This window comes from Azorhizophilus paspali, assembly GCF_043587585.2.
In the GTDB taxonomy this organism is placed as follows: Bacteria; Pseudomonadota; Gammaproteobacteria; order Pseudomonadales; family Pseudomonadaceae; genus Azotobacter; species Azotobacter paspali.
Genome location: NZ_CP171449.1, coordinates 3,871,369 through 3,894,658 on the forward strand (window position 1 = coordinate 3,871,369; position 23,290 = coordinate 3,894,658).

The 23,290-nt window shown below is 61.8% G+C and carries 18 protein-coding genes, 4 tRNA genes and 2 pseudogenes; all 24 read right to left on the reverse strand.

Annotated features, from left to right (window positions below; genetic code table 11):
• Nucleotides 1-6: 6 nt before the first annotated feature.
• On the reverse strand, nt 7-2,109 hold the full coding sequence (gene fusA / locus ACGI6K_RS18800; RefSeq protein ID WP_376948037.1) for an elongation factor G: 2,103 nt from the start codon (nt 2,107-2,109) through the stop codon (nt 7-9).
• 30 nt (nt 2,110-2,139) lie between these two features.
• Entirely contained in the window at nt 2,140-2,610 is a 471-nt protein-coding gene (rpsG, locus tag ACGI6K_RS18805) for a 30S ribosomal protein S7 (RefSeq protein WP_012699299.1), read from the reverse strand.
• 99 nt (nt 2,611-2,709) lie between these two features.
• The gene (gene rpsL / locus ACGI6K_RS18810; RefSeq protein ID WP_012699298.1) at nt 2,710-3,081 is read right to left on the reverse strand and encodes a 30S ribosomal protein S12; all 372 of its coding nucleotides are present in this window, start codon (nt 3,079-3,081) and stop codon (nt 2,710-2,712) included.
• 137 nt (nt 3,082-3,218) lie between these two features.
• A complete protein-coding gene (gene rpoC / locus ACGI6K_RS18815) occupies nt 3,219-7,418 on the reverse strand; it encodes a DNA-directed RNA polymerase subunit beta' (protein ID WP_376948038.1) in 4,200 nt (1,399 codons plus the stop codon).
• A gap of 65 nt (nt 7,419-7,483) precedes the next feature.
• Entirely contained in the window at nt 7,484-11,560 is a 4,077-nt protein-coding gene (gene rpoB / locus ACGI6K_RS18820) for a DNA-directed RNA polymerase subunit beta (protein WP_376948039.1), read from the reverse strand.
• Nucleotides 11,561-11,774: 214 nt separating this feature from the next.
• Complete coding sequence (rplL, locus tag ACGI6K_RS18825) at nt 11,775-12,143, reverse strand: 50S ribosomal protein L7/L12 (RefSeq protein ID WP_376948040.1); 369 nt, start codon at nt 12,141-12,143, stop codon at nt 11,775-11,777.
• 81 nt (nt 12,144-12,224) lie between these two features.
• Nucleotides 12,225-12,725, reverse strand: coding sequence for a 50S ribosomal protein L10 (gene rplJ / locus ACGI6K_RS18830; protein WP_012699294.1), 501 nt, complete (start codon nt 12,723-12,725; stop codon nt 12,225-12,227).
• Between the two features lie 194 nt (nt 12,726-12,919).
• On the reverse strand, nt 12,920-13,615 hold the full coding sequence (rplA, locus tag ACGI6K_RS18835; protein WP_012699293.1) for a 50S ribosomal protein L1: 696 nt from the start codon (nt 13,613-13,615) through the stop codon (nt 12,920-12,922).
• Complete coding sequence (gene rplK / locus ACGI6K_RS18840; protein WP_376948041.1) at nt 13,616-14,047, reverse strand: 50S ribosomal protein L11; 432 nt, start codon at nt 14,045-14,047, stop codon at nt 13,616-13,618. It lies immediately after the preceding gene.
• Between the two features lie 116 nt (nt 14,048-14,163).
• Entirely contained in the window at nt 14,164-14,697 is a 534-nt protein-coding gene (gene nusG / locus ACGI6K_RS18845) for a transcription termination/antitermination protein NusG (RefSeq protein ID WP_039806181.1), read from the reverse strand.
• 10 nt (nt 14,698-14,707) lie between these two features.
• Nucleotides 14,708-15,082, reverse strand: coding sequence for a preprotein translocase subunit SecE (gene secE, locus ACGI6K_RS18850; RefSeq protein ID WP_376948042.1), 375 nt, complete (start codon nt 15,080-15,082; stop codon nt 14,708-14,710).
• A gap of 42 nt (nt 15,083-15,124) precedes the next feature.
• Nucleotides 15,125-15,200 (reverse strand) — tRNA-Trp (locus ACGI6K_RS18855).
• Between the two features lie 53 nt (nt 15,201-15,253).
• Nucleotides 15,254-16,447: an elongation factor Tu gene (gene tuf, locus ACGI6K_RS18860; RefSeq protein WP_377968817.1), complete on the reverse strand. Its 1,194-nt coding sequence runs from the start codon at nt 16,445-16,447 to the stop codon at nt 15,254-15,256.
• A 67-nt stretch (nt 16,448-16,514) separates the two neighbouring features.
• Nucleotides 16,515-16,590: transfer RNA gene (locus tag ACGI6K_RS18865), tRNA-Thr, on the reverse strand.
• Nucleotides 16,591-16,612: 22 nt separating this feature from the next.
• A tRNA-Gly gene (locus ACGI6K_RS18870) sits at nt 16,613-16,686 on the reverse strand.
• 26 nt (nt 16,687-16,712) lie between these two features.
• Nucleotides 16,713-16,797, reverse strand: a tRNA-Tyr gene (locus ACGI6K_RS18875).
• A 134-nt stretch (nt 16,798-16,931) separates the two neighbouring features.
• On the reverse strand, nt 16,932-17,603 hold the full coding sequence (locus ACGI6K_RS18880; protein WP_376947982.1) for an SPOR domain-containing protein: 672 nt from the start codon (nt 17,601-17,603) through the stop codon (nt 16,932-16,934).
• A gap of 8 nt (nt 17,604-17,611) precedes the next feature.
• Complete coding sequence (locus ACGI6K_RS18885) at nt 17,612-18,367, reverse strand: pantothenate kinase (RefSeq protein ID WP_376947984.1); 756 nt, start codon at nt 18,365-18,367, stop codon at nt 17,612-17,614.
• Nucleotides 18,351-19,316 (reverse strand): bifunctional biotin--[acetyl-CoA-carboxylase] ligase/biotin operon repressor BirA, encoded by a 966-nt coding sequence (gene birA, locus ACGI6K_RS18890; RefSeq protein ID WP_376947986.1) that lies wholly within the window; start codon nt 19,314-19,316, stop codon nt 18,351-18,353. Before birA ends, ACGI6K_RS18885 begins: the two co-directional genes overlap by 17 nt.
• Before the next feature lie 110 nt (nt 19,317-19,426).
• Nucleotides 19,427-19,798: pseudogene (locus tag ACGI6K_RS18895) on the reverse strand (phosphatidate cytidylyltransferase); the annotation flags it as partial.
• A 392-nt stretch (nt 19,799-20,190) separates the two neighbouring features.
• Nucleotides 20,191-20,422, reverse strand: a pseudogene (locus ACGI6K_RS18900) (CDP-alcohol phosphatidyltransferase family protein); the annotation flags it as partial.
• 127 nt (nt 20,423-20,549) lie between these two features.
• Nucleotides 20,550-21,353 carry a malonyl-ACP O-methyltransferase BioC gene (gene bioC, locus ACGI6K_RS18905; RefSeq protein ID WP_376947988.1) on the reverse strand — a complete coding sequence of 268 codons (804 nt, stop codon included), beginning with the start codon at nt 21,351-21,353 and terminating at the stop codon, nt 20,550-20,552.
• Nucleotides 21,346-22,068: an alpha/beta fold hydrolase gene (locus ACGI6K_RS18910; protein WP_376947989.1), complete on the reverse strand. Its 723-nt coding sequence runs from the start codon at nt 22,066-22,068 to the stop codon at nt 21,346-21,348. Before ACGI6K_RS18910 ends, bioC begins: the two co-directional genes overlap by 8 nt.
• On the reverse strand, nt 22,065-23,240 hold the full coding sequence (bioF, locus tag ACGI6K_RS18915) for an 8-amino-7-oxononanoate synthase (RefSeq protein WP_376947990.1): 1,176 nt from the start codon (nt 23,238-23,240) through the stop codon (nt 22,065-22,067). Before bioF ends, ACGI6K_RS18910 begins: the two co-directional genes overlap by 4 nt.
• Between the last annotated feature and the right edge of the window lie 50 nt (nt 23,241-23,290).

Genomic DNA, 23,290 nt, shown 5'->3' on the forward strand with positions numbered 1-23,290 from the left:
GCTGAATCAACCTTGTTTTTTGACGACAGCTTCGGCAATGTTGGCCGGAGCTTCGGCGTACTTCGAGAATTCCATGGAGTAGCTGGCGCGTCCCTGGGACATCGAACGCACATCAGTAGCGTAACCAAACATCTCGCCCAGCGGGACTTCGGCACGGATGACCTTGCCAGAAACGCTATCCTCCATCCCCTGGATCAGACCACGCCGACGGTTCAGGTCACCCATCACGTCACCCATGTACTCCTCCGGAGTCACCACTTCGACCTTCATGATTGGCTCCAGCAGCACGGCACCACCTTTCTGTGCCAACTGCTTGGTCGCCATGGAAGCCGCGATCTTGAACGCCATCTCGTTGGAGTCGACATCATGGTAGGAACCATCGAACACGGTCGCCTTCAGACTGATGAGCGGATAGCCGGCGACTACGCCATTTTGCATCTGCTCCTCGACGCCTTTCTGGATCGCCGGGATGTATTCCTTCGGCACCACGCCACCAACCACCTCACTGACGAACACCAGCCCCTCGACGCCCTCCTCGGCCGGCTCGAAGCGAATCCAGCAGTGGCCGAACTGGCCGCGACCGCCGGACTGGCGCACGAACTTGCCTTCGATCTCGCACTTGTTGCGGATCGCTTCGCGGTAGGCCACCTGCGGCTTGCCGATGTTGGCCTCGACACCAAACTCACGCTTCATGCGGTCGACGATGATGTCGAGGTGCAGCTCACCCATGCCGCCGATAATGGTCTGACCGGACTCTTCGTCGGTCTTGACACGGAAAGACGGGTCTTCCTGGGCCAGCTTGCCGAGGGCGATACCCATCTTTTCCTGGTCGGCCTTGGTCTTCGGCTCGACGGCAACGTGAATCACCGGCTCGGGGAAATCCATACGCTCCAGGATGATTGGCTTCTCGACGGAGCACAGGGTGTCCCCCGTGATGACATCCTTCATGCCAATCAGGGCGGCGATATCGCCAGCGCGCACTTCCTTGATTTCTTCGCGGGTATTGGCGTGCATCTGCACCATCCGACCCACGCGCTCCTTCTTGCCCTTCACCGAGTTCAGAACGGAGTCGCCCGAACTCAGCACGCCGGAATAGACACGCGCGAAAGTCAGGGTACCGACGAAGGGATCGGTCGCGATCTTGAACGCCAGGGCCGCGAACGGCTCGTCGTCGCTAGCATGACGTTCGTCCTCGATCTCCTCGTGGTCCGGGTTGACGCCCTTGATCGCAGGAACTTCGTCCGGAGCCGGCAGGAAATCGATCACTGCATCGAGAACCAACGGCACACCTTTGTTCTTGAACGAAGAACCGCAGACCGCCGGAACGATCTCGCAGGCCAGGGTACGCAGGCGCAGGCCAAGCTTGATTTCCTCGACGGAAAGCTCGCCACCCTCCAGGTATTTGTTCATCAGCTCTTCATTGGCCTCGGCGGCAGCCTCGACCATGTTCGAGCGATACTCGTCGGCCAGATCTTGCAGTTCCGCAGGAATCTCTTCCTCGCGGTAACTCGTGCCCTGGTCGTCCTCGTTCCAGTAGATCGCCTTCATCTTCAGCAGGTCGATCTGGCCCTGGAAGTTCTCCTCGGCACCGATCGCCAACTGGACCGGAACCGGGGTATGTCCCAGGCGCTTCTTGATCTGCTCGACGACGCGCAGGAAGTTGGCGCCGGCACGGTCCATCTTGTTCACATAGACAATGCGCGGGACACCGTATTTGTTGGCCTGACGCCATACGGTTTCGGACTGCGGCTCGACGCCGGAAGTACCGCAGAACACCACCACGGCACCATCCAGCACGCGCAGCGAACGCTCCACCTCGATAGTGAAGTCCACGTGACCGGGGGTATCGATGATATTCACACGATACTTGTCGTATTGCTTGGTCGAGCCCTGCCAGAAGGCGGTGGTGGCAGCGGAGGTAATGGTGATGCCACGCTCCTGCTCCTGCACCATCCAGTCCATGGTGGCGGCGCCATCATGCACCTCACCCATCTTGTGGTTGACGCCTGTGTAGAACAGGATCCGCTCCGTAGTCGTCGTCTTGCCTGCATCCACGTGGGCACAGATACCGATGTTACGGTAGCGATTGATAGGGGTTGTACGGGCCACAATTAGGTCCTCGTAGATTGAGGCTGAATATCAGAAACGATAGTGCGAGAACGCCTTGTTCGCCTCGGCCATGCGATGCACGTCTTCACGCTTCTTCACAGCAGCGCCCTTGCCTTCGGAGGCATCGAGCAATTCGCCAGCAAGACGCAGGGCCATGGACTTTTCACCGCGCTTGCGTGCGGAATCCACCAGCCAACGCATGGCCAGCGCATTGCGACGGGACGGACGAACCTCGACCGGAACCTGATAAGTAGCACCGCCTACACGGCGGGACTTCACTTCGACCAGCGGAGCGATGGCATCGAGTGCTTTTTCGAAGATTTCCAGGGGGTCGCTGTTCTTGCGCGACTTGACGGTATCCAGCGCGCCGTAAACGATGCGCTCGGCAACCGCCTTCTTACCGCTTTCCATCACATGGTTCATGAACTTGGCCAGAATTTGGCTTCCGTACTTCGGATCGTCCAGAATCTCGCGCTTGGCTGCTACACGACGTCTTGGCATTGATAAGCCCTCAAAACGGTCTTCAGGTTAGCTCGGAACGGTAGCCACTCGACCACGCCCGACCTTACTCTTATCGACTCGACAAATGAAAAGTTCGAATTACTTGGGACGCTTGGCACCGTACTTGGAACGGCCCTGCTTGCGGTCTTTCACGCCGGAGGTATCCAGCGAGCCGCGCACAGTGTGATAGCGCACACCCGGAAGGTCCTTGACGCGGCCACCGCGGATCAGCACAACGCTGTGCTCTTGTAGGTTGTGGCCTTCACCGCCGATATAGGAAGTGACTTCGTAGCCATTGGTCAGACGAACACGGCACACCTTACGCAGCGCGGAGTTCGGTTTCTTCGGCGTGGTGGTGTACACGCGGGTGCACACGCCACGGCGCTGGGGGCAGTTCTGCAGCGCAGGCACGTCGCTTTTCTCGACGAGGCGCTTGCGCGGCTGGCGCACCAGCTGGTTGATAGTTGCCATCTACTAGCTCCACTGTTGTCTTTCGACATAAACAAAATGGCAGAGCGGTCCGCCCTGCCAAATTTAGGGTCCGTAAGTCTAAAGAGACTCCGAAACCCAGTCAAGGCAAGGCCCGGCGGGACGCCGGGCCATATCCGTCAGTTGCCGCTGGTGTTCAGGGCTTCGGTCAACGCTGCCTCGACCTCTTCCGCACTCACCCGTACCGGCTTCTCGGCGTCGCGCTTGCGCCGACGTTCGCTGTGATAGGCCAGGCCGGTACCGGCCGGGATCAGCCGCCCCACCACGACGTTTTCCTTCAGGCCACGCAGGTAGTCACGCTTGCCGGTGACCGCGGCCTCGGTGAGCACACGGGTGGTTTCCTGGAAGGAAGCGGCGGAAATGAACGACTCGGTCGAAAGCGATGCCTTGGTGATACCCAGAAGGATGCGCTCGTACTTCGCCGAGAAACGATCCTCGGTCGCCAGTTGCTCGTTCTCCTCGAGCACCTGGGTCAGCTCCACCTGATCGCCCTTGATGAAGCTCGAGTCTCCCGCCTCGGTAATCTCCACCTTGCGCAGCATCTGACGGAGAATGGTCTCGATGTGCTTGTCGTTGATCTTCACACCCTGCAGGCGATAGACATCCTGAATCTCGTTGACGATGTACTTGGCCAGAGCGCTGACACCCAGCAGACGCAGAATGTCATGCGGATTGCTCGGACCATCGGAGATCACCTCGCCACGGTTCACCTGTTCGCCCTCGAAGACGTTGAGGTGGCGCCATTTCGGGATCAGTTCCTCGTACGCCTCACTGCCATCGTTCGGCGTGATGACCAGACGGCGCTTGCCCTTGGTTTCCTTGCCGAAACTGATGGTACCGCTGACCTCCGCCAGGATCGACGGCTCCTTCGGACGGCGCGCCTCGAACAGGTCGGCAACGCGCGGCAGACCGCCGGTGATGTCGCGGGTCTTCGAAGTTTCCTGAGGAATACGGGCGATTACATCGCCCACGCCCACCTCGGCACCATCTGCAACGCCGACCAGGGCGTTGGCCGGCAGGAAATACTGGGCCGGTACGTCGGTACCCGGCAGCAACAGTTCCTTGCCGTTAGCATCGACTAGCTTGACCGCCGGACGAATGTCCTTGCCGGCAGCCGGGCGGTCCTTCGGATCGATCACCTCGATGTTGGTCAGACCGGTCAGTTCGTCGGTCTGGCGCTTGATGGTGATCCCCTCCTCCATGCCGACGAAGGTCACGGTACCCTTCATCTCGGTCACGATCGGGTGAGTGTGCGGGTCCCACTTGGCAACGATGGCCCCCGGGCTGACCTTATCGCCCTCCTTCACCGAGATCACCGCACCGTACGGCAGCTTGTAGCGCTCACGCTCGCGGCCGAAATCGTCGGCCACGGCCAGTTCGCCGGAACGGGACACGGCGACCAGCGCACCATCGCTCCGCTCGACATATTTCAGGTTGTGCAGGCGGATGTTGCCGCCGTTCTTCACCTGAACATTGTCCACGGCCGAGGTCCGGCTGGCCGCGCCACCGATGTGGAAGGTCCGCATGGTCAACTGGGTGCCCGGCTCACCGATGGACTGCGCAGCGATCACGCCTACCGCCTCGCCGATGTTCACCTGATGCCCGCGCGCCAGATCGCGGCCATAGCACTTGGCGCAAATGCCGTAACGGGTCTCGCAGGTGATCGGCGAACGCACAACCACCTCGTCGATACTGTTCATCTCGATGAACTCGACCCACTTCTCGTCGATCAGGGTTCCGGCCGGCACTATGACCTCGTCGCCACCGGGCCGGAACACATCTCTAGCAATGACCCGGCCAAGCACCCGCTCGCCGAGCGGCTCGACTACGTCGCCGCCCTCGATGTGCGGAGTCATCAGCAGCCCCTGTTCGGTACCGCAATCGATCTCGGTCACCACCAGGTCCTGGGCCACGTCCACCAGGCGGCGAGTGAGGTAACCGGAGTTCGCGGTCTTCAACGCAGTATCCGCCAGGCCCTTGCGGGCGCCGTGGGTGGAAATGAAGTACTGCAGTACGTTCAGGCCCTCGCGGAAGTTCGCGGTGATCGGCGTCTCGATGATCGAGCCGTCGGGCTTGGCCATCAGGCCGCGCATGCCGGCCAACTGGCGGATCTGCGCCGCGGAACCCCGTGCTCCGGAGTCCGCCATCATGTACATGGAGTTGAACGACTCCTGCTCGACCTCGTTGCCCTGGCGGTCGATGACCTTCTCCTTCGAGAGGTTGGCCATCATCGCCTTGGACACTTCGTCGTTGGCCTTCGACCACAGGTCGATCACCTTGTTGTACTTCTCGCCCTGGGTCACCAGGCCGGTGGCGTACTGGCTCTCGATCTCCTTCACTTCTTCGGTGGCGCCTTCGATAATCCGCGCCTTTTCCGTCGGAATGACGAAGTCGTTCACGCCGATGGAAACCCCCGACAGGGTCGAGAAGGCAAAACCGGTATACATCAACTGGTCGGCGAAGATGACGGTGTCCTTCAGACCCACGGTGCGATAGCAGTGGTTGATCAGCTTGGAGATCGCCTTCTTCTTCATCGGCTGGTTGACGACCTCGAACGGCAGGCCGGCCGGCACGACCTGGAACAGCAGCGCACGGCCGACGGTGGTGTCGACGATGCGGGTGTTGTGCACCAAGCTGCCGTCCTTCTGCTTGACGGTTTCGTTGATCCGCACCTTCACGCGGGCGTGCAGCGATGCCTCACCGGCCCGGAACACCCGGTCGACCTCCTGCAGGTCGGCGAAGACGCGCCCCTCGCCCCTGGCGTTTACCGCCTCGCGGGTCATGTAGTACAGACCCAGCACCACATCCTGCGACGGCACGATGATCGGCTCGCCGTTGGCGGGCGAGAGGATGTTGTTGGTCGACATCATCAGTGCGCGCGCCTCGAGCTGGGCCTCAAGGGTCAGCGGCACGTGTACGGCCATCTGGTCACCGTCGAAGTCGGCGTTGTAGGCGGCACAGACCAGCGGGTGCAACTGGATCGCCTTGCCCTCGATGAGCACTGGCTCGAACGCCTGGATACCCAGGCGGTGCAGGGTCGGCGCACGGTTGAGCAGCACGGGATGTTCGCGGATGACCTCGGCGAGTACGTCCCAGACCTCGGGCAGTTCGCGCTCGACCATCTTCTTGGCCGCCTTGATGGTGGTGGCCATGCCGCGGGTTTCCAGCTTGCCGAAGATGAACGGCTTGAACAGCTCCAGTGCCATCTTCTTCGGCAGGCCGCACTGGTGCAGGCGCAGGGTCGGACCCACGGTGATCACCGAACGGCCGGAGTAGTCGACGCGCTTGCCCAGCAGGTTCTGGCGGAAACGGCCCTGCTTGCCCTTGATCATATCGGCTAGGGACTTCAACGGGCGCTTGTTGGAGCCAGTGATGGCCCGGCCGCGACGGCCGTTGTCCAGCAGGGCGTCCACCGCCTCCTGCAGCATGCGCTTCTCGTTGCGCACGATGATGTCCGGCGCAGCCAGGTCGAGTAGGCGCTTCAGGCGATTGTTACGGTTGATCACTCGACGGTACAGATCGTTCAAGTCGGAGGTAGCGAAACGACCGCCGTCCAGCGGTACCAGCGGACGCAGATCCGGCGGCAGCACCGGCAGCACGGTCAGCACCATCCATTCCGGCAGGTTGCCGGAACCCTGGAAAGCTTCCATCAGCTTCAGGCGCTTGGACAGCTTCTTGATCTTGGTTTCCGAGTTGGTCTGCGGGATCTCCTCGCGCAGACGGCCGATCTCGTGTTCCAGGTCGATCTGGTTGAGCAGTTCGCGGACCGCCTCGGCACCCATGCGCGCATCGAAGTCGTCACCGAACTCCTCGAGCGCCTCGAAATATTGCTCGTCGTTGAGCAGTTGGCCTTTCTCCAGGGTGGTCATGCCCGGATCGATCACCACATAGCTCTCGAAATAAAGCACCCGCTCGATATCGCGCAGGGTCATGTCCAGCAGCAGGCCGATGCGCGACGGCAGCGACTTGAGGAACCAGATGTGGGCGACCGGCGAGGCCAGCTCGATATGCGCCATGCGCTCGCGGCGCACCTTGGCCAGAGCGACTTCCACCCCGCACTTCTCGCAGATCACGCCGCGATGCTTCAGTCGCTTGTACTTGCCGCAAAGACACTCGTAATCCTTCACCGGCCCGAAGATCTTGGCGCAGAACAGGCCATCGCGTTCCGGCTTGAAGGTACGGTAGTTGATGGTCTCCGGCTTTTTCACTTCGCCGAAGGACCAGGAACGGATCATCTCGGGCGAAGCCAGACCGATACGGATGGCATCGAACTCTTCGAGTTGACCCTGGTTTTTCAAAAGATTCAGCAGGTCTTTCAAAGCCTTTCCTCCTCACGAACCGGCGGTGTCCGGCCCGCGCCGGGCACCGCGCGAGCGGTGCGTGGTTATTCGGTTTCCAGTTCGATGTCGATGCCGAGCGAGCGGATTTCCTTGATCAGCACGTTGAAGGACTCGGGCATGCCGGCCTCCATCCGGTGATCGCCATCCACGATGTTCTTGTACATCTTGGTCCGCCCGTTCACGTCGTCCGATTTCACGGTGAGCATTTCCTGCAGGGTGTAGGCGGCACCGTAGGCTTCCAGCGCCCAGACCTCCATCTCCCCGAAACGCTGACCGCCGAACTGCGCCTTGCCGCCCAGCGGCTGCTGGGTAACCAGGCTGTAGGAACCGGTGGAGCGCGCGTGCATCTTGTCGTCGACCAGGTGGTTCAGCTTGAGCATGTACATGTAGCCGACGGTGGTCGGGCGCTCGAACTGGTTGCCGGTCCGGCCGTCGAACAGGCGCATCTGACCGCTTTCCGGCAGGTCGGCCAGTTTCAGCATGGCCTTGATTTCGGTTTCCTTGGCACCGTCGAACACCGGCGTGGCCATCGGCACGCCGCCGCGCAGGTTGCTCGCCAGGTCGAGAATCTCGGAATCGCTTAGAGAGTCCAGATCCTCCTTCTGGCGCCCGCCGATCTCGTTGTACACCTCGTCGAGGAAGTGGCGCAGTTCGGCGACCTTGCGCTGCTCCTCGAGCATCCGGTTGATCTTCTCGCCCAGCCCCTTGGCGGCCAGCCCCAGGTGGGTCTCGAGGATCTGTCCGACGTTCATCCGCGACGGCACGCCTAGCGGGTTGAGAACGATGTCCACGGGGGTGCCGTTGGCATCGTAGGGCATGTCCTCGACCGGCATGATCACCGATACCACACCCTTGTTGCCGTGGCGGCCGGCCATTTTGTCGCCAGGCTGGATACGGCGCTTGATGGCCAGATAGACCTTGACGATCTTCAGCACGCCCGGCGCCAGGTCGTCGCCCTGCTGCAGCTTGCGCTTCTTGTCCTCGAACTTGTCGTCGAGCAGTTGACGGCGGTCGGCCAAATAGGCCTGGGCCTTTTCCAATTGCTCATTGAGCCCGTCGTCGGCCATGCGCAGCTTGAACCATTGACCACGCTCGAGTCCGTCGAGGATTTTGTCGTCGATCTCGGTGCCCTTCTTCAGGCCCGCCCCGCCCTCGCACACGGCACCGACCAGAGCGGCCCGCAGACGCTCGAAGGTCGCCCCTTCGACAATACGGAACTCCTCGTTGAGGTCCTTGCGGATTTCGTCCAGTTGCATTCTCTCGATGGCCAAGGCACGCGAATCACGCTCGACGCCATCGCGGGTGAACACCTGGACGTCGATGACGGTGCCCTTGGTACCGGTGGGTACGCGCAGGGAAGTGTCCTTCACGTCGCTGGCCTTCTCGCCGAAAATCGCACGCAGCAGCTTCTCTTCCGGGGTCAGCTGAGTTTCACCCTTCGGCGTGACCTTGCCGACCAGGATGTCGCCCGCCATAACCTCGGCACCGACATAGACAATACCCGCCTCGTCCAATTTGTTCAGCGCGGCCTCGCCGACGTTCGGGATATCCGCGGTGATTTCCTCCGGGCCGAGCTTGGTATCGCGGGCCACGCAGGTTAGTTCCTGGATATGGATGGTGGTGAAGCGGTCTTCCTGCACCACCCGCTCGGATAGGCAGATGGAGTCCTCGAAGTTAAAGCCGTTCCAAGGCATGAAGGCCACGCGCATGTTCTGCCCGAGGGCCAGTTCGCCCATGTCAGTGGACGGGCCGTCGGCCATGATGTCGCCGCGTGCCACCTGATCGCCCTTGGTGACCAGCGGACGCTGGTTGATGCAAGTGTTCTGGTTGGAACGGGTGTACTTGGTCAGGTTGTAGATGTCCACGCCGGCTTCGCCGGTCTCGACCTCGTCGTTGTTGACACGCACCACGATGCGGCTGGCATCGACCGAATCGATCACCCCGCCACGCCGAGCCACCACGCAGACGCCCGAGTCGCGCGCCACGTTGCGCTCCATGCCGGTACCGACCAGCGGCTTGTCGGCGCGCAGGGTCGGCACGGCCTGACGCTGCATGTTGGAACCCATGAGCGCGCGGTTGGCGTCGTCGTGTTCGAGGAAGGGAATCAGCGAGGCGGCGACGGATACCACCTGGCGCGGCGACACATCCATCAAGGTGACGTCTTCGGGTGCCTTGACGGTGAATTCATTCAGGTGCCGGACGGCCACCAGTTCGTCGATTAGCCGCCCGTTCTCGTCCAACGTCGCCGAAGCCTGGGCGATCACATGATCGGCTTCCTCGATAGCGGAAAGGAACACGATCTCGTCGGTCACCTGCCCTTCCTTGACCACCCGGTACGGGCTTTCTAGGAAGCCGTACTGGTTGGTACGGGCATAGGCGGCCAGCGAATTGATCAGGCCAATGTTCGGACCTTCAGGGGTTTCGATCGGACATACGCGGCCGTAGTGAGTCGGGTGCACGTCGCGCACTTCGAAGCCCGCACGCTCGCGGGTCAGACCACCCGGACCGAGCGCGGAAACACGGCGCTTGTGGGTGATCTCGGAGAGCGGGTTGTTCTGGTCCATGAACTGCGATAGCTGGCTGGAGCCGAAGAACTCCTTGACCGCGGCGGCCACCGGCTTGGCATTGATCAAGTCCTGAGGCATCAGGCCCTCGCTCTCCGCCATCGACAGGCGCTCCTTGACGGCGCGCTCGACGCGGACCAGGCCAACGCGGAACTGGTTCTCGGCCATTTCGCCGACGCAGCGCACACGACGGTTGCCCAGGTGGTCGATGTCATCGACGATACCCTTGCCGTTGCGGATGTCCACCAGGGTCTTGAGCACGTCGACGATATCCTCGCGGCTCAGCACCCCAGCCCCCTCGATCTCCTCGCGACCGATACGGCGGTTGAACTTCATGCGGCCGACAGCAGACAGGTCGTAACGCTCGGCACTGAAGAACAGGTTGTTGAACAGGGTCTCGGCGGCATCCTTGGTCGGCGGCTCGCCTGGACGCATCATGCGATAGATCTCGACCAAGGCTTCCAGTTGATTGGTGGTCGAGTCGATCTTCAGCGTGTCGGAAATGAACGGACCGCAGTCGATGTCGTTGGTGTAGAGGGTTTCGATGCGCACCACCTGAGCCTTAGCGATCTTCACCAACAGATCCTGGGTCAGTTCGCTGTTGCACTCGGCGATGATTTCGCCGGTGGAGGGGTGCACGATGACCTTGGCCGAAGTCCGCCCGAGGACGTATTCCAGCGGAACGTCCAGCTCCTTGATGCCGGCCTTTTCCAGTTGGTTGATATGACGGGCGGTGATACGCCGTCCCTGTTCGACGATGACCTTGCCGGAGGCATCCTTGATGTCGAAGACCGCGATCTCGCCACGCAGGCGCTGGGGCACCAATTCCAGGCTGAGCCCTTGCTCCGTCACGTGGAATACGTTGGTGTCATAGAAAATGTCCAGCACTTCCTCGGTGGAGTAGCCCAGTGCCCGCAGCAGCACCGAGGCCGGCAGTTTGCGGCGGCGGTCGATACGGACGAACACGGCATCCTTCGGATCGAACTCGAAGTCGAGCCAGGAGCCACGGTAGGGAATGATCCGTGCGGAATACAGCAGTTTGCCGGAGCTGTGGGTCTTGCCGCGGTCGTGGTCGAAGAACACACCTGGGGAGCGGTGCAACTGGGAAACGATCACGCGCTCGGTACCGTTGACGATGAAGGTGCCGTTCTCGGTCATCAAAGGGATTTCCCCCATGTAGACCTCCTGCTCCTTGATGTCCTTGATCGCCTTGTTCGAGGACTCCTTGTCGAAAATGATCAGGCGAACCTTCACGCGAAGCGGTACGGCGAAGGTCACACCACGCAGCACGCACTCCTTGACGTCGAAGGCCGGCTCGCCCAGACGGTAGCCAACGTATTCCAGGGCAGCATTGCCGGAATAGCTGATGATCGGGAAAACGGACTTGAAGGCTGCATGTAAGCCAACGTCGCGGAGCTTGTCCTTGCTCACACCGGCCTGCAGGAATTCGCGATAGGAATCCAACTGGATAGCCAGGAGATAAGGCACATCCATGACGTCCGGCAACTTGCTAAAGTCCTTGCGGATACGTTTTTTCTCAGTGTATGAGTAAGCCATCAGCGTTCCCCAGCTTGGTCACCTGCTTGTTTGGCCTCTCCGAAGGGGAGCTGCCAGAAATCGTGCAGGCCGATTGCCTGCGCCACCTCTGAGGTGGTAGGTCATGGGCGGTAGCAGATAGCAAGCCACCCACAACGGAAAAAGGCCGGTGGCTCCAGCCACCAGCCATCAGCCTTACGCAAGGGCGCGCAGGCTGTAGACGCAAGATCGTCGCTTACTTGAGCTCGACTTTCGCGCCAGCTTCTTCCAGGGCCTTCTTGGCAGCCTCGGCCTCATCCTTGGAGATGCCTTCCTTGACCACGCCGGGAGCGCCGTCGACAACGGCCTTGGCCTCTTTCAGGCCCAGACCGGTCAGCTCGCGAACGACCTTAATCACGTTCACCTTCTTGTCGCCGGCCTCGGTCAGAACGACGGTGAACTCGGTCTGCTCTTCGACGACCGGAGCAGCGGCAGCCGGGCCAGCAGCCACGGCAGCGGCAGCAGTCACGCCGAACTTCTCTTCCATCGCCTTGATCAGTTCGACGACCTGCATGACGGACATTTCGGATACGGCGTTGATGATATCTTCGTTGGTCAGAGCCATGACTCTAATTCCTATTAGAGATAGACGGCCTTTTCGCGGCCATCAAAGTTAAATATGAAATCGAAGGAAGCCGGGCGCCGATCAGGCTGCCGCGCCTTCTTTCTGGTCGCGAATTGCCGCCAAGGTACGAGCCAGCTTGCTGGTAGCGCCTTGAATCACGCTCATCAGCTGTGCAACGGCTTCGTTGTAGGTCGGCAGAGTAGCCAGTACGTCGATCTGGTTGGCTGCGAGGAACTGCCCCTCGAATGCAGCAGCCTTGATCTCGAACTTGTCCTGACCCTTGGCGAACTCCTTGAAGATCCGGGCAGCGGCGCCCGGGTGTTCGTTGGAGAAAGCGATCAGGGTCGGGCCTTTGAACGCGTCGTTCAGGATCTCGAACTGAGTGCCTGCGACAGCGCGGCGGGCCAGGGTATTACGTACGACTCGCACGTACACACCAGCCTCGCGGGCCTCTTTACGGAGTCCGGTCATGGCGCCGACTGTCACGCCACGGGCATCGGCCACGACAGCGGACAGGGCAGCTTTGGCAGCCTCGTTGACTTCAGCGACGATGGCCTTCTTGTCTTCGAGCTTGATTGCCACGGGTTCACTCCTGGATGTTACCGTTTCGCCCGGCAGAGCCGGGCGGCGCTTTGGTGTCTGATTCGGTACGAATCGGGAGCACCATCTGCGTAGGCTGAAGGTTTAAGGCTTGCACCACCTACGGTCTTGGACAGCCCCCGCCAGGCAGGGACCCCAATATTCGGCGTGACGGACCGATCCGCCACGCTCAATGCTTAGGCCTCCAAGGAGGCCTGATCGATGACCAGCCCCGGCCCCATGGTCGAACTGAGAGTCACGCGCTTGACATAGATACCCTTGGAGGTGGACGGTTTCAGGCGCTTCAGATCGCTCAGCAGTGCTTCAACGTTCTGCTTCAGCTTGATCGGTTCGAAATCGATCTTGCCCACCGAAGCGTGGATGATGCCGTTCTTGTCGGTACGGAAACGCACCTGACCAGCCTTCGCGTTCTTCACGGCAGACGCCACGTCGGGGGTCACGGTGCCTACTTTCGGGTTGGGCATCAGGCCACGCGGACCGAGAATCTGGCCCAATTGACCGACAACACGCATCGCGTCCGGAGAGGCGATGACCACGTCATAGTTCAGATCGCCACCCTTCATCTCGGCAGCCAGCTCATCCATGCCCACCCTGTCGGCGCCGGCAGCCAGAGCTGCCTCGGCGGCAGGGCCCTGGGTAAACACGGCGACGCGAACGTCCTTGCCGGTGCCATTCGGCAATACGGTGGCACCACGCACGACCTGGTCGGACTTACGCGGGTCCACGCCCAGGTTGATGGCGATATCGACAGATTCTTTGAACTTGATGGTGGAGAGCTCCGCCAGCAGGGCCGCGGCTTCCTCGAAGCCATACTGCTTCCCGGCTTCCACTTTTGCAGCGATCGCCTTCTGGCGCTTGGTCAGCTTAGCCATTTAAACACCCTCCACATTCAGGCCCATGCTGCGTGCAGAGCCAGCGATGGTGCGTACAGCGGCTTCCAGGTCAGCGGCGGTCAGATCGGCCTGCTTGGCCTTGGCGATCTCCTCCAACTGGGCACGGTTCACGGTGCCGACCTTCTGGGTGTTCGGGCGGGAAGAGCCACTGGAGATGCCAGCCGCTTTCTTCAGTAGAACAGACGCCGGGGTGCTCTTGGTTTCGAAGGTAAAACTGCGGTCACTATAGACGGTGATGATCACCGGAGTCGGCAGGCCCGGCTCCATGCCTTGGGTCCTAGCGTTGAACGCCTTGCAGAACTCCATGATGTTGACCCCGTGCTGGCCCAGGGCAGGACCGACCGGCGGCGACGGGTTGGCCTGAGCGGCCTTCACCTGCAGCTTGATATAAGCTTGAATCTTCTTAGCCATGTAAAACTCCAGTTACGGGTTCAAACGCCCGAGGGCTCCCCTATTGCTTTCGCGATTGCCCTAGCGACGACAAAACCCCGCAGCCAGCGACTGCGGGGTGTGGGCAACTTCATCAGCTACGCCTTTTCGACTTGACTGAACTCCAGCTCCACTGGTGTGGAGCGACCGAAAATAAGCACCGCCACCTGGATGCGGCTCTTTTCGTAATTGACCTCTTCGACGACGCCGTTGAAATCCGCGAAGGGGCCATCGATCACACGCACTACCTCGCCCGGCTCGAACAAGGTCTTCGGCTTCGGCCGATCACCGCTGTCGGCCACTCGACGAAGGATAGCCTCAGCCTCCTTGTCGGTAATCGGCGCCGGCTTGTCGGCGGTACCACCGATAAAGCCCATGACACGAGGCGTGTCCTTAATCAGGTGCCATGTCGCCTCGTTCATTTCCATCTGGACCAGCACGTACCCTGGAAAGAACTTGCGCTCGCTTTTCCGCTTCTGGCCGTTCCGCATCTCCACCACTTCTTCGGTGGGAACCAGAATCTCGCCGAATTGATCTTCCATCCCGGCGAGCTTGACCCGTTCGATCAGCGAGCGCATAACATGCTTTTCATAGCCCGAATAGGCATGAACGACGTACCAACGCTTAGCCACGAGTGCACCCTTACCCAACGATCACGGAGACCAGCCAGCCGAGTAGGGAGTCTAGCCCCCACAGCAGCAACGCCATCACCAGAACCACAGCCACCACGATCAACGTGGTCTGTGTAGTTTCCTGGCGGGTCGGCCAGACAACCTTGCGGATTTCGGCACGCGCTTCTTTCGCGAGAGAGAAAAAAGCCTGCCCCTGATTAGTCCTGAGCGCGACGAAGGCTGCCACAAGCCCCAAGACCAGCAATGCAATAACGCGATACAGGATGGACTCGTCGGAGTATAGCTGATTACCAACCACACCCACCGCGACCAAGGCCACCACCACGAGCCACTTCACCACATCAAAGCGAGACTCTTTAGCTTCAGCTTCAGCCTTGGAATTCATCCGAGAGACCCTATAAAGAAATGCCAGAATTCTCTTGAAATCTGGCAGGCCAGGAGGGAATCGAACCCCCAACCTGCGGTTTTGGAGACCGCCGCTCTGCCAATTGAGCTACTGGCCTATAACTTTGACGAGGCTGACCATCGTGCCAGCCCCAGAAACAAAGATCAACGATTACTCGATGATCTTGGCCACCACACCGGCGCCGACGGTACGACCGCCTTCGCGGATAGCGAAACGCAGACCGTCTTCCATGGCGATCGGAGCGATCAGGGTGACGACCATCTTGATGTTGTCGCCCGGCATCACCATCTCGACGCCTTCCGGCAGCTCGACGTTACCGGTCACGTCGGTGGTACGGAAGTAGAACTGCGGGCGGTAGCCCTTGAAGAACGGCGTGTGACGACCACCTTCTTCCTTGGACAGCACGTACACTTCGGCTTCGAACTTGGTGTGCGGCTTGATGGTGCCCGGCTTGGCCAGAACCTGGCCGCGCTCCACGTCCTCACGCTTGGTGCCGCGCAACAGGGCGCCGATGTTCTCGCCGGCACGCCCCTCGTCGAGCAGCTTGCGGAACATTTCCACGCCCGTGCAGGTGGTCTTGGTGGTCGGACGGATACCGACGATTTCCACTTCCTCACCCACCTTGACGATGCCGCGCTCGACGCGACCGGTCACCACGGTGCCACGACCGGAGATCGAGAACACGTCCTCGATCGGCATCAGGAACGGCTGGTCGACGGCACGCACCGGCTCCGGAATGTAGGAGTCCAGAGTTTCCACCAGCTTGCGCACGGCGGAGACGCCGATGCCGTTGTCGTCCTTGCCTTCCAACGCCATCAGGGCGGAGCCGGTGATGATCGGGGTGTCGTCGCCCGGGAAGTCGTAGGTGGACAGCAGATCGCGCACTTCCATCTCGACCAGTTCCAGCAGCTCGGCGTCGTCGACCATGTCGGCCTTGTTCAGGAACACGACGATGTAGGGAACGCCCACCTGACGGGACAGCAGGATGTGCTCGCGGGTCTGCGGCATGGGGCCGTCGGCGGCCGAGCAGACCAGGATCGCGCCGTCCATCTGGGCGGCGCCGGTGATCATGTTCTTCACGTAGTCGGCGTGACCGGGGCAGTCGACGTGCGCGTAGTGACGGGTCGCGGAGTCGTATTCAACGTGCGAGGTGTTGATGGTGATACCGCGCGCCTTTTCTTCCGGAGCGTTGTCGATCTGATCGAAGGCACGAGCGGCGCCACCCCAGGTCTCGGCACAAACCTTGGTCAGAGCAGCCGTCAAAGTGGTCTTGCCATGGTCCACGTGACCGATGGTGCCAACGTTGACGTGCGGTTTGTTACGCTCGAACTTTTCCTTAGCCATCGAAACCACCCCACAATAATCACACCGCCAAAATAAAGGCAGATATTTTCATATCTGCCTTGATATTTGGAGCTCATGAGCGGATTTGAACCGCTGACCTCACCCTTACCAAGGGTGTGCTCTACCAACTGAGCTACATGAGCAAAAAACCAGCAAAAACCAAACTGGAGCGGGTAGCGGGAATCGAACCCGCATCATCAGCTTGGAAGGCTGAGGTTCTACCACTGAACTATACCCGCGCAGCCGTTAGGCCAATGCGAAAATCTGGTGGAGGGGGAAGGATTCGAACCTTCGAAGTCGAAGACGTCAGATTTACAGTCTGATCCCTTTGGCCACTCGGGAACCCCTCCTAAAACCCGGCGGCATCATGCCTCGCCACCTGGTAGCCGTCAAGAGTTTTCCCTTAAAAAACTTGAGCTTAGCTCACTTGACCGCTGCTTCCCGCGATACTCGAACCAGCCATTGCCTGAAAGCGGGCGTAATTCTATTCAAGGCGAACAGGACTTGCAACCCCCTCACACTCCTTTTTCAGTTGCCGTAACTTGGGGAAGGATTGCACAAGACTCTCCATGAGATGCTCGTCGAACAACCGGGCCCCGCTGGGCGCTACCCTTACCCAATAATCCTGCCGTACCTGTGGCAACTCGCGCATCGCGGGCTCGTAGCCGGCCTCCCTGAAGTGCCGAACTGCAGCTTCCGCAGGCTCGGCCCGCGAGAAAACCCCCAGCGAAATGCCGTTGGTCAGCTCTCCTTGAGCGATGACATAACTGTCGATTTTCCTTGCCTGCAGCTCCTTCAACCGCTGCAAAGCTGCATGACGAGACGCCAGCGGTGGCAAGTACACCAGATAATCCTCCGCGACAATGCGCTTGAACCGCTCCAAGCTGGAAGCAATGTCGAGGCTCAGCAGCCGCTGCACGATCTGGCGCCCCCGTTCCTCGGACAATCCGCCCCACAGAAACAGACACTCGTTTTTTCCGGACCTGCCCCCGTTCAACCGCGCGGCGATCTCCGACTCACTGAGAAGCTGAATTCCCGGCCCCGCATCACCAGACGAAGAAGCAGCACTTTCATCCCCCTGCCGAAAAGCAAGACGCTCGTTCAAGATCCAATAAGAGAAATTCAATACCACCAGCAAAAGGAAAAGCCAGCGCATGCATGACCTCAGGAGGGGATGGGACAGGCGATGGCAAGCCCGATGAAAATCAGATCCGGCACAACTTTCGCGCAAGGCAAGACATCGGCAACCAAAGAAGCGTCCCCCCCCGTCAGGAATATCTCGAAACGATCCCCCCAATGCTCCTTGGCCAATTCCAATTGGGAAGCAACGAATCCCCTCAGCATCAGGACACAGCCACGCTCGACCGCCTCGGCCGTGGAGCGCCCCGGAGCGAACGACCCACCCGTCAAGTCGTTGGCGGCAACCGCATCGTAATGGATGCGCCTGGTATGCTCGCGCAATTGACGGCGCAACAGCGGCAATCCGGGACAGATGAATCCCCCCCTGTGCTCGCCGTCGGCATCGACGAAATCGGCCGTGACCGCGGTTCCTAGATCCAGCACTAGACAGGCACCGGCCGAGAGTCGGTGGGCAGCGACAACGGCCATCCATCGATCGAGACCGAGCCGCTCATGATTCAAATAGCCGTTTCGCACTCCTGCCAGGCAGGATGCCGGCCGCACGGTCGACACACAAAGCCCGAACCTTTGTGCAAGAACATTCTCAAGCCGGGCAACTTCATCGTCGCTACGCACACTGACCATGCGGCAATGGGCGAACTCATGGGACGTTCGGGCCTCGTCCAGAGCATGGACCAGTTCTTCGATCGATCCGACCACGCCACTTGAGAGCACTCGAGAGAACGCATCGATGATTCGCCACTTTATAAAACTGTTGCCACAGTCAAGCTCGACGATCATCACGCAACCTCAGGCTGATCTCTCCACCACTGAAACGCTGCTCCACCCCGCTAACGCTCAGGCGCAGGGCCCCCACACGGTCGATCCCCAGGACCATCCCCTCGATCCGTTGCGTCCCCGAAGCCAGCATCACTTCGCACCCCTGCCACAAGTGATTCGACTCCCACTCCTCCTGAAACGCGGCGAACCCCAGCTCCGCATGTCGGCTCAAATACCCGTGCAATTGCCGATTCAATACACAGATGAACTCATTTCGATCGACCATGCGCTGTAGTTCCAGTTTCATGGAAGTCCAGGGCTGTTCGATACCCTCCGCATTCGCCATATTGACGTTCACACCAACACCCACGACGACATGGCAAACATCCGCAGGATCGCCGGTCAACTCCAATAGAATTCCTGCAATTTTTTTTCCGCCCACCAGAATATCGTTCGGCCATTTCAAGCCGGCTTCATTGAGACCCGATGCCCGCAGCGCCCGCATCACCGCCAGGCCCACCACGAGACTCAGGCCTTCCAACTGGCGAGCCCCCTTTTGAACTCGCAGCACCAGACTCGAATAGACATTCACTCCGAACGGACTTTGCCAAATACGGCCGCGCCGCCCACGCCCGGAAGTCTGTCTCTCCGACAGGACAAGAAAAGGCGGCTCGACGCCCTTAGCTACGAGTCTGGTCGCCTCGACGCTCGTCGAATCCAATGACTCGTAAATATGAAAGGGCCAGATATCGGACAAACCCTTGTCACGCAGCACCGCATCGTTCAACAAAACCAATGGACTGGCCAACTGATAACCCCGCCCCCGCACCCGGTTCAACGCTATCCCCAGCTCGGACTCCAGCCGCTGCACCTGTTTCCAGACGGCATTCCGACTGATGCACAATGCATCGCCAATTGCCTGCCCGGAATGAAAACGCCCATCTTCGAGGAGCCTTAATAAAGTCAGCATTCCATGCTCCGTATCAATGTGACGCATGACGCCAGCATCATAGCGGCCTCCCTCCCGAAACCCCAGCACCCCTGCCGGAGCGCCGCAGAAGCAAATGGGACCTCGCACCCCCATCCCCATTTCAAGACATGAAAGAACACCGGCGCCGCGAAGCACGCCGAATCCAGCCGGTCGAGCATGCCGCCATGCCCTTCGATCATGCGGCCCCAATCCTTCACGCCGCGGTCGCGCTTGATGGCGGACATGACCAGCCCGCCGAAGAAACCGGGCAGCGTGACGGTCAGGACGATGGCGAACGCCTGCAAGAGATCGAACGGGGTGATCCAGTGGAGTGCGGTACCGGCCAGAGTGGCGAGAACAATGCCGCCGGCGAAGCCTTCGACGGTCTTGGACAGCGACAGGCGCAAAGCGATCCTGCGCTTACCGAAGAGCTTGCCACAGACATACCGCAGCACATCGGAGAGTTGTACCACCAGCACCAGCTAGGCGATCGGCAAGTGCCGGGCGACTCTTCGCCGGACGGCGGAGTCTGCGAGTCGTTCACCGGATCGCTCCTTGCTGACGATATGCACGTAGAGAAGGGGCGTCGGCGATGCGCCACCCAGCCCATTCCCTCGGCCCCAACCTCCTCGTTCCCCTGTGTTCGCGCAGTCGTCTCCCGCATGCGGACAAGGGGAGCCTCAAGCTGCTCAGGCCGACGGATGGTTCCGCCCGGCCTCGGCGAGGCTCTGGCGTGCACAGTTGGCCAGGGTCCAGAGCAGCAGCGCGGCGATCAGCACGAGCAGGGCCGCGAGCACCACCCATAGGGGTGTCCCCCCGGCAGCAACGCGAAAGGCAGGATAAGCGCGCTGTCGGCGATCACATCGCACAATTAGTTGAGGTAGACGCCGAAGCGCGACTGCTGGCCGAACTCGCGGGCGAGCATGCCGTCGATGGCGTTCAGCACCATGCGCAGGAGCACCACGGTGGAATCAGGGCGAACAGCCGGGCACGCTCGGCGAAAGCGGCGACCAGCGCACCCAGGAGCACGGAAACCACGGCGCGAGGGTTACCCGGTTGGCGGTGACACCGCACGCCTGGAGGCGCCGCACGAGAGGGCGCAGCAGGTTCTAAAAACGCGGCTTGAGCTGGTAGATGGAGGGCATGGGCAGGGTCCGTTGCCAGGCGCACTGGCAGAAGAGTAGCGCACGATGGCCGCCGTGCCCGCCCGGCGTCCGTGTCGCACGGCATGACTTATTCAAGGCGCCGGCACAGCACGCCGTAGACCGGTAGCCAAGTGGCCGGCAGCCCCGCCGGCGTACGCAGACGCTCGTAGGCCTCGACCAGCGCCAGCAGCCGCGCGCGGCCGGTGAGACCGTCTGGACGGCCGGGGTTGAGGTTGTGCGCACCGAGCGCCTTAAGTTCATGAGTCAGTTGGCGCAGGTCGCGGTAGTGCAGCAGCCGCGTCTCCATGTGCAAGTCGAAAATGTCGAGACCGCTGTCGGCGCACAGTTGCCGGTAATCCCTGAAACGGCGGAAGCGGTTGACATGGACGAAGCCGTCGACCGCCTGCCAACTATCGTGCAACTCCTGCAGGGTGCCGACACACAGGCTGCTGAAAGCGAAGACGCCGCCCGGACGCAGCACTCGGTGCGCCTCGCCGAGCACCGCGGCGAAGTCGCCGCACCATTGCAGCGCCAGACTGGAGAACAGTAGATCCTGGCTGGCCCCGGCCAGCGGCAGGCACTCGGCGTCGCCGCAGACAAAGTGCGCCGCACCGCCGCGCGGCCGGGCGTGGCGCAGCATGCCTTCGGCGAGGTCCAGCGCCATGCCCTGCCCGGCGGGAAAACGTTCGGCCAACGCCTGGGAGAAATGGCCGGTGCCGCTGCCCAGGTCGACCCAGCGCTGCGCGCGCAGAGCGGCCGGCAGGCGCGCCAGCAATTCGGCGCCGACTGCGCGCTGCAGCCCGGCCACGCCGTCGTAGCTGGCTGCGGCACGGGAGAAGGATGCGGCGATCCGGCGCTTGTCCAGCAGCACGTTCGGGTCGGCGTCAATCATCGCCGGCCTCGCAGATGAAAGCGGCCAGGCGCGCGGCCAATGCCTGCGGCCGTTCGAGGACGAAGGCATGGCCGGTCCCGGCGACGCGCTCGACTGCAGTGCGCGACAGCAAGGCCTGAAGAGGCTCGGCCACGGCCACCGGGACCAAGGCGTCGGCCTCGGCCAGCAGGTGCAGTTGCGAGCCGGTGAAGGCCGCCAGCGCCGCACGGTTGTCCAGCGCGGCGAGTACCTTGAGGCCGGCGAGCCGCTGCACCGTTTCTTCTGCCGGGATGCCCTGGTTGAGCCGGCGCGACAGGCTGCGGACCTCGGTGCAACCCTGGCAGCAGAGCAGCGCGAAGCGCTTGAGAATGGCAACGCTGTCCTGCGCGCAGCCATCGCGGAAGACGGCGAACAGATCCGGGGGCATCGCCTGCGGCCAGTCCGCGCCGGCGACGAAACGGACATTGCTGGCCAGCGTCAGCAGCCCGCGGCAACCTTCGCCGCGCCGCGCCGCCAACGCCGTGGCGAGCATGCCGCCGAGCGACCAGCCGCCGAGCCAGACACCCTGCGGTAGGCGGGCGTCCAGTTCGGCGAGCCAGGCCTCGGGATCGCTCTCGTCCAGTGCCGGCAGCCCGGCCAGTCCGACATCCAAGCCCCGCTCGCGCAAGGCACCGGCCAGCGGCTCCAGGGCAGCCCGGCCGAGGCCCCAGCCGGGCAACAGGATCAGCCGAGTCATGCGTCTTCCTCCGCGGGCAACAGGGCCTGGCATTCGCCCAGCGCGGCGAGCAGGCGGTCGACCTGCTCTTCGCTGTGGGCGCTGGAGAGGGTCACCCGCAGCCGCGCGGTGCCGGCCGGTACGGTCGGCGGGCGGATGGCGCCGACCAAGAAACCGCGCTCGCGCAGCAGACGAGAGAACTCCAGAGCGCAGGCGCTGGCTCCGATCAGCAGCGGCTGGATCGGCGTCGGGCTATCCATCAACGCCAGGCCCAGCTCGACGGCGCCGGCACGGAAGCGGGCGATCAGACGGTTCAGGTGCTCGCGGCGCCAATCCTCGGTACGCAGCAGTTCGAGGCTCTTCAGGGTGGCGCAAGCCAGCGCTGGCGGCTGACTGGTGGTGTAGATGTAGGGGCGGGCGAACTGGATCAGCGTCTCGATCAGCTCCTCGCTACCGGCGACGAAGGCCCCGGCGGTACCGAAGGCCTTGCCCAGGGTACCGACCAGCACCGGCACGTCCTCCGGCCCCAGGCCGAAATGCTCGACGATGCCGCCACCGTGCGCGCCCAGCGGGCCGAAGCCGTGGGCGTCGTCGACCATGACCCAGGCGCCCTTCTGCCTTGCCGCGGCGCAGAGCGCCGGCAGGTTCGCCAGGTCGCCGTCCATGCTGAACACGCCGTCGGTGACCACCAGAGTATTGCCCGTCGCCTTTTCCAGGCGCCCGACGAGACTCGCCGGATCGTTGTGCAGATAGCGCGCGAAGCGCGCTCCGGAGAGCAGCCCGGCATCCAGCAGCGAAGCGTGGTTGAGGCGGTCCTCCAGCACACTGTCACCCTGCCCCACCAGCGCCGTCACCGCCGCCAGGTTGGCCATGTAGCCGGAGGAGAACAGCAGCGCACGCGGGCGGCCGGTGAATTCGGCGAGCGCCTCCTCCAGCCGGTGATGCGGCGTGCCGTGGCCGACGACCAGGTGCGAGGCGCCGCCGCCGACGCCCCAATGCGCGGCGCCGTCCCGCAGGGCGCGGACCACCTCGGGATGATTGGCCAGCCCCAGGTAGTCGTTGGAGCAGAAGGCCAGCAGCGGCCGGCCGTCGACGAGCACCTGCGGGCCCTGCGGACTATCCAGCAGCGGGCGTTGGCGGTAGAGGTGCTCGGCGCGGCGGGCGGCGAGGCGGGCGGCGAGATCGAAGCTCATTGGACTATCCGCAGGAGTAAGGGACGGTGAATAACCGCAAGCGGGTTATC